Annotated in this window: 10 protein-coding genes; 7 read left to right on the forward strand and 3 right to left on the reverse strand. The window is 73.8% G+C overall.

The genetic code is table 11. From position 1 onward, the window contains the following. Window positions 1-103 precede the first annotated feature (103 nt). The 4 genes from AC6H2I_RS26985 (at window position 104) to AC6H2I_RS27000 (ending at window position 5,355) form a co-directional block, all read left to right on the forward strand. Window positions 104-1,813, forward strand: coding sequence for an MFS transporter (locus tag AC6H2I_RS26985; protein WP_497503873.1), 1,710 nt, complete (start codon window positions 104-106; stop codon window positions 1,811-1,813). Window positions 1,814-1,881: 68 nt separating this feature from the next. Further along, window positions 1,882-3,042: an alpha/beta fold hydrolase gene (locus AC6H2I_RS26990; RefSeq protein WP_497503874.1), complete on the forward strand. Its 1,161-nt coding sequence runs from the start codon at window positions 1,882-1,884 to the stop codon at window positions 3,040-3,042. 5 nt (window positions 3,043-3,047) lie between these two features. Then, window positions 3,048-3,626, forward strand: a complete 579-nt coding sequence (locus tag AC6H2I_RS26995; protein WP_497503875.1) for a histidine phosphatase family protein — start codon at window positions 3,048-3,050, stop codon at window positions 3,624-3,626. 52 nt (window positions 3,627-3,678) lie between these two features. After that, a complete protein-coding gene (locus AC6H2I_RS27000) occupies window positions 3,679-5,355 on the forward strand; it encodes a methyl-accepting chemotaxis protein (RefSeq protein ID WP_497503876.1) in 1,677 nt (558 codons plus the stop codon). A 43-nt stretch (window positions 5,356-5,398) separates the two neighbouring features. On the opposite strand, the gene AC6H2I_RS27005 is transcribed toward AC6H2I_RS27000, so the two are convergent. The 3 genes from AC6H2I_RS27005 to AC6H2I_RS27015 all read right to left on the reverse strand — a co-directional run bounded on the left by AC6H2I_RS27005 (window position 5,399) and on the right by AC6H2I_RS27015 (window position 7,349). Then, entirely contained in the window at window positions 5,399-6,241 is an 843-nt protein-coding gene (locus tag AC6H2I_RS27005) for a DUF2189 domain-containing protein (RefSeq protein WP_497503877.1), read from the reverse strand. Window positions 6,242-6,316: 75 nt separating this feature from the next. Continuing rightward, window positions 6,317-6,988 (reverse strand): MarR family winged helix-turn-helix transcriptional regulator, encoded by a 672-nt coding sequence (locus AC6H2I_RS27010; RefSeq protein ID WP_497503878.1) that lies wholly within the window; start codon window positions 6,986-6,988, stop codon window positions 6,317-6,319. Between the two features lie 154 nt (window positions 6,989-7,142). Further along, on the reverse strand, window positions 7,143-7,349 hold the full coding sequence (locus AC6H2I_RS27015) for a hypothetical protein (RefSeq protein WP_497503879.1): 207 nt from the start codon (window positions 7,347-7,349) through the stop codon (window positions 7,143-7,145). A gap of 200 nt (window positions 7,350-7,549) precedes the next feature. On the opposite strand from AC6H2I_RS27015, the gene AC6H2I_RS27020 reads away from it, so the two are divergent. From AC6H2I_RS27020 to AC6H2I_RS27030, 3 genes are all read left to right on the forward strand, one after another. Next, window positions 7,550-8,176, forward strand: a complete 627-nt coding sequence (locus AC6H2I_RS27020; protein ID WP_497503880.1) for a DsbA family protein — start codon at window positions 7,550-7,552, stop codon at window positions 8,174-8,176. 273 nt (window positions 8,177-8,449) lie between these two features. After that, window positions 8,450-9,769: a DEAD/DEAH box helicase gene (locus AC6H2I_RS27025; RefSeq protein WP_497503881.1), complete on the forward strand. Its 1,320-nt coding sequence runs from the start codon at window positions 8,450-8,452 to the stop codon at window positions 9,767-9,769. A gap of 510 nt (window positions 9,770-10,279) precedes the next feature. Beyond that, on the forward strand, window positions 10,280-10,675 hold the full coding sequence (locus AC6H2I_RS27030) for a hypothetical protein (protein ID WP_497503882.1): 396 nt from the start codon (window positions 10,280-10,282) through the stop codon (window positions 10,673-10,675). Window positions 10,676-10,878: the final 203 nt, after the last annotated feature.

Here is a 10,878-nt window from a genome sequence, read left to right on the forward strand (position 1 = left end):
CACGGTGTGATTAGATATGCCGACGCGGAGTCGATTTTTGCTCATTATCCGAAAAACAATCGCAAGTTCGACTCTGTTGATTCTGGCCATCTCGGGGATTGCCTTGGTCGCATACCTCGACTACGCGAAGTTTGTTACAACTTTTAATCAATACACCGGCGCCGACGACGGGACGCTCGCGGCGGTTCGGGCGCACCTCGCCCTGGTTGCCGCCGCGCTGGCGGGCGGGCTGCTGCTGGTGGCGTGGGCGGCGCCCGGTGCCGTCGCCGCCGCCGCGCGCACCCCGTTGCGCGGCGCGGCGCTGGCGACCCTGGTGGCGGCGCCCATGTCGGCCGCGGCGCTGGCGGTGTTCGCCGCCGTTCCCGGCGCGGCGCCGGTCCACGCCATGCTGCCCGACGCGGGCGTCGTTCTCGTCGTGTCGATGCTGGCGGTGCACGAGGCGCTGCGCCTGTCGGGCTCGCCCCGTGCCGCCCGGAGACCGCCGGCCAGCGGTCTCCGGAGCGCGCCGGATCTCGGCGGCATCCGCTTCGTGCTCTTCCTCTTCATGCTGGCGGAGGAGCTGTCGCGCTCCTTCCTGCCGCTCTACGTGCAGGACCTCTACACGCCGATCCCGGGCGTCTCCGCCACCCTGGCGATGGGCCTGCCGATCGCCCTGTTCATGCTGCTGGTCGCCGTCTTCACCCCCTTCGCCGGGGCCTGGGCCGACCGGTTCGGCAGCCGCCGCACGCTGCTGCTGGGCACGCTGCCGGCGGTCGCCGGCTTCGTCGGCACGGCGCTCGCCCAGACGCTGGGCGACGTGCTGCTGTGGCGCGGCGCCTGCGCCATCGGCTACGCCGTCATGTTCATCGGCGCCCAGGGCTTCGTCGCCCGCCACACCGGGCCCGGCGAGCGGGCCCGCGGCATGGCCCAGTTCGTGGCCGCGGTGATCGTCGCCGGGCTGTGCGGCACCGCCATCGGCGGGGTGCTGGCCGACCACATCGGGTTCCGCGCGACCTTCGGCCTTTCGGCGCTGCTGGCGCTGGCCGCCGCCGGCGCCGCCGCCCGGCTGCTGCCGCACGACGCGCCCGCGGCGGTCGCGCCACGCCCGGCGCGCTGGCGGGCGTGGACGACGGTGCTGGCCAACCCGCGATTCGCGGCGTTGCTGCTGTTCTCCTCGATTCCCACCAAGCTGATGCTGACCGGCTATCTCTTCTATCTCGTGCCGGTGGCCTTGCACGCCCTGGGCGAATCGCCGGCCGGCATCGGCCGCATCATGATGGGGTACGGGCTGGCCATCGTGGTCCTCGGTCCGCTGCTGTCGCGGGCCGCCGACCGCAGCGGCCGCCACGCCCTGTTCGCCGGGGCCGGCGGGCTGGTGGCCGGGGCCGGGGCGCTGGCGACGCTGGTGGCGCCGGGGGTGCCGGCGGTCGCGCTCGGCGTGCTGGCGCTCGGCGTCGGCCACGCCCTCAACAACGCCACCCAGCTCGCCCTGGTGCCCGAGGTCTGCCGCGCCGAAACCCGGGCGCTCGGCACCACCACGGTGTTCGCCGTCTACCGCCTCCTCGAGCGCGGCGGCGCCGTGCTCGGCCCGGTGCTCGCCGCGGCGCTGGCCGACCGCTACGGCCACGGCGCGGCGTCGGCCGGGCTGGGGGGCATCGCGGTCGCCGCCGGGCTGGCGTTCTGCGCCGTCTTCCTCACCACCGCCGCGCCGCCCCCGGACGGCGCGCCCGCCCTTGCCCCATCAACCGGTCCGGCAGCCGCCCCGTCAGCCACCCCGTCAGCCAACGGCCCCGCCGGGGCCGTGCTCCGCTCCCATGGCGAGGCCGCGCCGTGACCGCCGCCCGGACGGCCCGCGCCGCCACCCCAGCCGCGATCCGCCGCCCGTCCACCAAGGAAGCGAGGATGCCGATGTTCGACCAGCCGTTCGTCGAGCCCGCCGCCCGGGAAGCGCTGATGGTCTCGGCCCAGCGCCCGTTCGACGCGACCGCCACCGATCCGCAGCGCGCGTTGGCCGCCATGCTGCACGCCCTGGGGATCGGGTCGGCCGACGCCATGACGTGGAAGGACTACGACAAGATCATGCGGGTGATCGAACCGCTGATCGGCGCCGGCCACGTGCTGCGCCATTTCGAATACACCCACCCCGCCGCGCTGCAGGCCGGCACGGTCGAGCGGCTGCGCGCCGACTACACCATCCGCCTCGCCTACACGGAGTGGGGCAACCCGCTGCGACCGACCCTGCTGTGCCTGGGCGGCATCGCCAACGCGGCGCGCCGCTTCGACTACCTCGCCCGCGCGCTGGCCCGGGACTACCACGTGCTCTGCCTGGACTGGGCCGGCCGCGGGCGCAGCGGCTGGCTGGCCGAGCAGTCCGACTACAACATGGACGGCAACGTCGCCCAGGTGCTGGCCCTGATCCGCCACAAGCGGCTGAGCCGGGTCACCCTGGTCGGGTCGTCGCTCGGCGGCTGCGTCGCCATGAGCGTCGCCGCCCAGGCGCCGGAGCTGATCGACCGCCTGATCCTCAACGACGTCGGCCCCTTCATCCCCGAGGAGCGGCGGCGGCGGCGCGCCGAATCGGTGGCCCGCCACTACGTCTTCCGCCGCCCCGCCCAGCTCTGCCACCGCATGGGCGCGGCGCAGAAGAACGACGGGCCGGTCGACGACACCGTGCTGCTGCACAACAGCTTCCACCAGACCCGCTGGTCGGAGGAGAACGGCGGCCGCGTCTACCGCCACGACATCCGGGCCCTGCAGAACTACCGCGACGCCGCCGCCCGGGACCACGACCAGTGGGACGACTGGCAGCGCATCGAGTGCCCGGTGCTGGTGGTGCGCGGCCTGCTGACCGACGCGCTGCTGGAGTCCACGGTGGAGCGCATGCTCGCCCGCGCCGGCGTGTCGCTGATGCAGGTGCCCCAGGTCGGCCACACGCCGACGCTCAGCGACCCCCTGCACATCGCCGCGCTGCACCGCTGGCTGCAAGCCCCCGACGCCTTCCCGCGCGACAGCACGGTGGGCTGGACGCCGGCGCCCGAGCGCGTGCTGTTCCGCCCGCGATGACGACCATGACCGCCACCGCCGGCCACGGCTTCCACCTCGTGCGCCATGGCCAGACCCGCGACAACCTGCTGGGCGTGCGCTGCGGCGGCGACCGCGACGTGCCGCTGACCGGGCGCGGTCTCGCCGACGCCCGGGCCGCGGCGGCGCGCTTCGCCGCGGCGCTCCCACGCTGCGGCGTGGTGGTCGCCGGGCCGCTGGAGCGCACGGCGGTGACCGGGGCGCTGTTCGCCGAGGCGCTGGACGTGCCGCTCCTGGGACGGGAGTGGCTGCGCGAGCGGCGGCTGGGGGCGTGGAACGGCCTGCCCGTGGCCGAGACCCGGGGCTGGATCGCCGAGGGACGCACGCCGCCCGGCGGCGAGAGCGAGGAGGATTTCGCCAGCCGGGTGCTCGCCGGGCTGGCGGACCTGGAGGACCTGCTGGGGCGCTGGCCCCTGCTGGTCGCCAGCAAGGGCGTCGGCCGGGTGCTGCTGCACCGGCTGGCCGGACGGCCCGGCGTCGAGCTGGAGAACTGCGAGGTGGTCGGCTTCGAACGGGCCGTGACCGCCAGCGGCGAAGCCCGGTGGCGCTGCGAGCGCGAATCTTGAATCAGCAACACCGCGCCGTTGGGCGCGCGATACGACGAGGAGCGTAGGAGCGATGAAGCTCAAGATCGGAATGCGGCTGCTGCTGCTGGTGTTCGGCGTGGCGCTGGTGAGCGCCGTGTCCGTGACCGCCATCAACCTGTCGGGCCTGCACGGCAACCTGACGGAGCAGCGCAAGGCGAAGGTCAAGGACATGGTGGAGGCGGCCTATTCGGTGATCGCCCAGTACGGCGAGCAGGAGCGCCAGGGCACCATGACCCGCGAGGAGGCGCAGACCGCCGCCCGCAGCGCCGTGCGCGCCATGCGCTACAGCGGCAGCGAGTATTTCTTCGTCTACGACTACAAGGGCATCAGCCTGGTGCACGGCCTGCGCCCGCAGGTCGAGGGCAAGGACCTCTTGAACCTGAAGGACCCCGACGGGGTGGCCTTCAACGTGCTGATGATCGAGGCCGCCATGAAGGACGGCGGCTTCGTCGCCTACCGCCACAAGCGCGCCGACGACGCCGCACCGTCGCCCAAGATCGCCTACGCCATGGGATACCAGCCCTGGCAGTGGATGATCGGCACCGGCGTCTACACCGACGACATCGACGCCGCCTTCGCCGAGCGCGCGGTGCGCGAGGTCGCGCTGATGCTGCTCCTGCTGGGCGTCAGCGTCGGCGTCGGCCTGTGGGTCGCCCGCAGCCTGTCGCGGCCCCTCCAGGAGATCCGCGACGTGCTGGGCCGGATCGACGACGGCGACCTCGCGGTCCAGGTGACCCATGTCGGGCGCAGCGACGAGATCGGCGAGATCGCCCGCACCGTCGCCGGCCTCGTCGACACCCTGACCTCGGCCCGCGCCACCGCGCAGCGCCTGGACGACGAGCGCGCGTCGCGCGACCAGCACCGCGAGCAGCTCTCGGAGCGCGCCGAACACTTCGCCCGCGCCATGGACGAGGTGGTGGCCAGCCTCTCCAGCGCCGCCACCAGCCTGCACGAACGCTCCGCCGCCCTGGCCACCGAATCGGCCAGCGCCACCGGCCAGGCCGAGGCCGCCGCCGGCGCCGCGTCGAGCGCGTCGGAGAGCGTGGAATCGGCGGCCCGCGCGTCGGAGGAGCTGCGCAGCTCCATCGCCTCCATCAGCCGCCAGGTCGAGGGCGCGGCCCAGACCGCCAGCCGGGCGGTGACCGAGACCTCCAACACGGCCGGCATCGTCACCGGGCTGGCGTCCGCGGCCGAGCAGATCGGCGCGGTGGTCGAGCTGATCAACTCCATCGCCGGTCAGACCAACCTGCTGGCGCTCAACGCCACCATCGAGGCGGCGCGCGCCGGCGAGGCCGGCAAGGGCTTCGCGGTGGTGGCGGCGGAGGTCAAGAGCCTGGCCAACCAGACCGCCAAGGCGACCGAGGACATCCAGAACCAGGTCGGCGCGATCCGTGTCGCCACCGGCAACGCGATCGGTGCGATCGAGGGCATCGCCACCCTGATCAAGGACCTCAGCGGCCTCAACGGGGCGGTGGCCGCGGCCGTGCAGCAGCAGGAGGCGGCGTCCCACGACATCTTCGCCAACGCCCGCACCGCGGCCGACAACTCCCGCCAGGTCACCAGCAGCGTGGAATCCCTGTCGTCCACGGTCAGCACCACCGGCAACCGCATGCGCGACGTGACCGACGGGGCGGAAAGCGTCTCCCGGCAGTCCGAGCGCCTGCGCGAGGAGGTTCGCCGCTTCGTCGCCGAGGTGAGCGCCGCCTGACGGCCGGGCGCCCCGGCTCCCCGCGTTGGGGGGCCGGGGCGCCTTACGCCGCGTCGTCGGGGGCCAGGAGGGCGCGGTAGGCGTGCCAGCTCGCGTGGCCGACCAGGGGCAGGGCGACGATCAGGCCGAGGAAGGCGGTGGCGAAGCCGACCCCGATCACCAGCACGATCAGCCCGCCCCACAGGGCGATCGCCCGCGGGTTGCGCGCCACCGCGACCGCCGACGCCAGGGCCGCGGCGAAGATGTCGACCGGGCGGTCGAGCATCATCGGCAGGGCGATGACGTTGGTGACGAAGGCGAAGGCCGCGAAGGCGAAGCCCAGGGCCGTCACGAAGCCCACGAACACCAGCCCGTCCACCGTCAGCAGCGCCGCCAGCACGCGCTCCACGTTGATCGCCTCGTGGGGGAAGAACAGCGCGAAGGCGACGACGTTGAGCCGGGTCCAGATCATCACGTACAGCATCAGCACCAGGCCGGCCGTCAGGATGTGGTAGGGGTTGGCCCGCCACGCGAGCACCGCGGCCGCCAGGCTGGGCCGCCGTCCCTCCTCGACGTCCTTGGAAATGCGGTAGAGGCCGAGCGCCAGCAGCGGCGCCACCAGAAGGAACCCGCCGATCAGCGGGGCGATGAGATACCCCATGCCGAGCAGCGCCAGGCCGCCGGTGAGGGCGAACCCCGCGAGGACGAAGAAGGCGCCATAGGCCAGGCTCAGGGGACCGGCCGCGCGCATGTCGCGCCCGCCCGCCACCAGCCATCCCACCACCTGCGCCGGCGTCACCGTGCGCACCCGGTCGGTGTAGGGAAACCCCGTGCCGGCGGCGGTGGCGTCCGCACCCGCCGCCGCTCCGTCCATCGACTCCACGTCCATGGGCTCCACGCGCGCCATCATCGACCTCCGTCCATCCGTCCCGCCAGCTGTTGGCGAGTATGACAGTCCGGGTGGCGGTCTGAAAGCCCCGCCTTACGTCGTGGTGGTCGGCGGGTCGCGGCCGTCGGCGGGCGCGCCGCCATCGTGGGCGGCGCCATCGTGGGCGGCGCCGTCGGCGCCATCGTGGGCGGCGCCATCGGCGCCATCGTGGGCGGCGCCGTCGGCGCCATCGTGGGCGGCGCCATCGGCGTCGAACAGGGTGCCGTCGCGGGCCCGGGGGCGGGCGGCCAGGTCGAGCGCGCGGGATTCCAGCTTGGTCAGCAGACGGTCGAGCTCGGCGCTCTCGCCGGGCTCCAGCACCGCCAGCAGGTGGTGTTCGAAGGTGCGGGCGAGGGGCACGATGCGCCGGTAGATGCCGCGCCCCTTGTCGGTCAGGCTGACCTGGGCGGTGCGGCGGTCCTCGCGCCCCGTGGCGCGGACGATCAGGCCGGTGTCGAGCATGCGCGCCATCGCGCGGCTGACCTGCACCCGGTCCATCGCCGTCAAGGTGGCGATGGCGGTGGCGCTCAGCGTCTGGGCGGCGTCAAGCCCGCCGAGAACGGCGACGATGCGCCATTCGGGAATGGTCAGCTCGAACCGGTCGGCGTAGACCTTCGCCACGGTGTGGCTGACGGTGGTCGCCAGCTCGTGCAGGCGGAAGGGCCAGTACCGTTTGAGGTGGAAGGACGTCGTCCCGTCCAACACGTCCGCCGACCGCCGCTCCATGTCCGTCCCCGCTTCGCCCTCTCGACCGTGGGAGCTTAGCGGAATCGCGGCGACGGAAACAGGTTCGCCGGCGGCCGGCCGGCCAAGGCACTGGCCAAGGCGGTGCGGCGGGTCGGGCGCCGCGGCGCCCGCGGGACGGCGTTCGCAGGCGTGCTCAGGCGGCGCGGGCCGGACGGCCGGCGTTGGTGTTGGCCGGGCCGGTCGCATCGGCCGCCGGGGTCGGCTGGGCCATCGCGCGCACGTCGGTGGCGATCTCGCGCAGGGCCTTGGGGTCCTTCACCAGGATCTCCGCAACCACGGCGGCGAGGCTGGCGACGGCGGCGAGCGGGATCATGAGCTCGAGGGCGGCGGCGAAGGTCATGGCGTCTCTCCTTCGGTGAGGTGCGTTGTTGCTGTGTCGTGATGCCAATGTAGAGGCGGCCCGGCCCGGACTCAAACGCGGATATACGGTACCTGGTATACCAAATACAATTGGGTGACGGGCCAACAGATGGCCGAACGGACCGTTGGCGGCGGAACGGCGCCGGGGTAGGGTGGGGGGCACCGCCCGGAGGGTCCGCCATGCACCAACCGCATCTGGTCTACGTCGCCGACCCCATGTGCTCGTGGTGCTGGGGGTTCGCGCCGGTGGTCGCGGCGATCCGCGCCCGCTTCGGCGCGGCGCTGCCGGTGCGCCCGCTGATGGGCGGGCTGCGGCCCGGCACCGACCGCCCGATGGACGGCGCCGCCAAGGCCACCACCCGCGGCCATTGGGAGCACGTCCACGAGGCCTCGGGCCAGCCGTTCGACCTCGCCTTTTTCGACCGCGAGGGGTTCGTCTACGACACCGATCCGGCGGCGCGCGCCGTGGTGGTGGCGCGCCGCGCCGGCGCCGACGCCGCGCTCGACGCCCTGACCCGCATCCAGCACGCGTTCTACGCCGGCAACCGCGACGTCACCGACGCCGGCGTGCTCGCCGACCTGGTGGCCCCGGAGCCGGCCGCGCGCGACGCCTTCCTTGCGGCGTTCGCCAGCGCGGAGGCGAAGGAGGAGACCTGGCGCGACTACGGCATCGCCCAGCGCTCGGGCATCACCGGCTTTCCGACGCTTCTGGCGGGGGACGGCGGCAGCGCCGCGTACAGCGCGGTGACCCGCGGGTACCAGCCGGCCGAGCGCATCCTGCCGGTGCTGGAACGCTGGCTGGGCTGAGCGGCCGGACCACAAACCGCGCCGCCTCGCAAAGAAAGCTGGCGTTGTGCGACGCACCAGCCTATATGAGACACGCTTTCGTCGGAGGCGTGTCGTCGTCCGAGCGAGGTTCGACAGCTCGGCCGGCGGCCACCCAGGCCTCCGGGTATCCGACAGCCGGAACTTCGGGTTCCGGCGCCCACGCGCCTCCTCTCCTCCGGCAAGGGTTTCACTGACCGATCCGCGGCTTCACGACGGGCCGCGGTCCGTCGACTTTGCCTTGGGATACCCCACTTGTCCTTTTCCGATCTCGCGATTCATTCCGACCTCCTGCGTGCCCTCGACCTCGCCGGCCACACCGTGCCGACGCCCGTCCAGGCCGCCGCCATTCCCGTGGCGCTCACCGGCCGCGACGTGCTGGCCACCGCCGACACCGGCACCGGCAAGACCGGCGCCTTCCTGCTGCCGTCGCTGCACCGCCTGATGGCGGCCGACGACGACTCCGTGGCCGCCGCCCTGCCGCGGCCCTTCGGCCCGCGCGTCCTGGTGCTGGCCCCGACCCGGGAGCTGGCCCGCCAGGTGACCCAGGCGGCCCGCACCTACGTCAAGTTCCGCCGCCTGTTCGTCGCCGACATCCTGGGCGGCGTCCCCTACCGCCAGCAGCTGCGCGACCTGTCGCGGCGCAACGACGTCATCGTCGCCACCCCGGGCCGGCTGCTCGACCACGTGCGCCGCGGCACGGCGCGCCTGGGCGACGTCCAGACGCTGATCCTCGACGAGGCGGACCGCATGCTCGACCTCGGCTTCGCCGATGACATCCAGGCGATCGCCGCCGCCTGCCCGGCGGCGCGCCAGACCCTGCTGTTCACGGCCACGCTGGACCGCCGGATGGAGGGCATCGCCCGCGGCCTGCTGCAGGATCCCGCCCGCATCGCGGTGGAGAGCACCCCGGCCAGCGCGCCGAAGATCGAGCAGCGCCTGCTGTTCGCCGACGACCTCCAGCACAAGCGGCGCCTGCTCGCCCACATCGCCGGCCTCGACGAGGTGGGCAAGGCCATCGTCTTCGCCGCCACCAAGCGCGACGCCGACGAGCTGGCCGAGTCCCTGGCGGCCGACGGCCACGCCGCCGCCGCCCTGCACGGCGACATGCGCCAGGAGGCCCGCACCCGCACCCTGGGCCGCCTGCGCGACGGCCGCGTCCGCCTGCTGGTCGCCACCGACGTGGCCGCCCGCGGCATCGACGTGCGCGACATCACCCACGTCATCAACTTCGACCTGCCGCGCAACCCGGAGGACTACGTCCACCGCATCGGCCGCACCGGCCGGGCCGGCGCCGAGGGCATCGCCATCTCCTTCGCGACCCGGGGCGACCACGGCGTGCTGCGCGGCATCGAGCGCCTGATCGGCGACCGCGTTCCGGTGCACCGGGTGCCGGGGCTGGAGCCGACCACCCGGGTCGACGCCGCACCCCGCGGCCCGCGGCCCGCGGCCGGTCCCGTCCGGCGGCCCGGTGGCGCCCCGGCCCGGGGCAACCGTCCCTTCGCCGGCCCCGGCAAGGGCCGCGACGGCGGCGCCCGGCCGGCCCGCACGGCGGCGTACGCGCGCGACCGCTGACGGCCGATTTGATGGATTCACCTGAACCGGGATTTGCGCTATATCTCGGTTCATGGCGATCCACGACGGCTACATCCGGTGCGCTTCCTCCGACTGGCCCGATCTGAGCCGGTTCGTCCGCTTCGTGCGGGCGGGGGGGCGGTGCGAGGCCTGCGGCCGTCCGCACGGGCAGCACGTGCGCTGCCTGCCGGACGGCCGCTGGTACGACGCGGGGACCGACACCTGGCGCGATGGTGGCGGCGGCCCAGCGGCCTGGCCCGACATCGTCGACTACGCGGCGGTGCGCACGACCCGTGTCGTGCTGGCCGCCTGCCACCGCGGGATGGCGGACGCGGACGCGGCCGCCGCCGGCCTGACCCCCGGCCACCTGCTGGCGCTCTGCCAACGCTGCCGTATGATTCGCCTGCGTAGGGAACATCGTCAGCGTTCGCGCATTACCATATTGCTCAGACGGGCCCTGGGAGACCTCTTCCTGGGCGCCTATCGCGACACAACCACGACAGAGACATCATGGATCTCCGCACCGACGACCGGTCCGGACGCCGCCGGCAGCCTCGCGGCGCCACGGACCCGATCGCCCAGGCGCTCGACCTGCTCGCCCACCCCCGCCACGGCGAGGCCGTGACCCGGGCGGTGGAGACCTGCGTCAGCGCCGACATCGAGGAGCGCAAGTATTTCGCCGCGGCCGCCGGCAAGGTGAAGGGCCTGGCCGGAGCCGAGGCGCTCCGCCAGGCCGTGCGCAACTACCTGCTGGGCCTGCGCCACGGCGTGGCCTCCGACCGCGCCGCGACGCTCGGCCGCCTGGCCGAGGAGATGGCGCGCGTGACCGGGGCCCCGCCGCCCCTGGCGCGCCCCGAGACCGACCCCTTCGCGGCCGCCGAGGCGCTGTTCCGCCGCACCGCATGACCCGGGCCGAACATCGTCCGGCCCCATGACCCCGCTCCCCCTGGCGCGTCTGGCCCCGGCCCCGGCCTCCGGTCTCGGCGGCCACGTACACGGAGCGCCGGTCGCGCGGCGGGCGGAAAAGGGCTGGACAGGGGCGGCGCGGATCTCCTATAAGCGCGCCTCCCCTGCCGGCGCCTCCGCCGGCACGGGGTTCCAGGTTTCTT

The sequence above is a fragment of the Azospirillum sp. NS33 genome, assembly GCF_059703765.1.

Excerpts from the sequence above, each read along its gene's own strand:
- AC6H2I_RS27010 (WP_497503878.1), bottom strand. The coding sequence starts at position 6,988 with ATGGAGCGGCGGTCGGCGGACGTGTTGGACGGGACGACGTCCTTCCAC.
- AC6H2I_RS26995 (WP_497503875.1), top strand. The coding sequence starts at position 3,048 with ATGACCGCCACCGCCGGCCACGGCTTCCACCTCGTGCGCCATGGCCAG.
- AC6H2I_RS27000 (WP_497503876.1), top strand. The coding sequence starts at position 3,679 with ATGAAGCTCAAGATCGGAATGCGGCTGCTGCTGCTGGTGTTCGGCGTG.
- AC6H2I_RS27015 (WP_497503879.1), bottom strand. The coding sequence starts at position 7,349 with ATGACCTTCGCCGCCGCCCTCGAGCTCATGATCCCGCTCGCCGCCGTC.
- AC6H2I_RS27020 (WP_497503880.1), top strand. The coding sequence starts at position 7,550 with ATGCACCAACCGCATCTGGTCTACGTCGCCGACCCCATGTGCTCGTGG.
- AC6H2I_RS26990 (WP_497503874.1), top strand. The coding sequence starts at position 1,882 with ATGCCGATGTTCGACCAGCCGTTCGTCGAGCCCGCCGCCCGGGAAGCG.
- AC6H2I_RS27005 (WP_497503877.1), bottom strand. The coding sequence starts at position 6,241 with ATGGCGCGCGTGGAGCCCATGGACGTGGAGTCGATGGACGGAGCGGCG.
- AC6H2I_RS27030 (WP_497503882.1), top strand. The coding sequence starts at position 10,280 with ATGGATCTCCGCACCGACGACCGGTCCGGACGCCGCCGGCAGCCTCGC.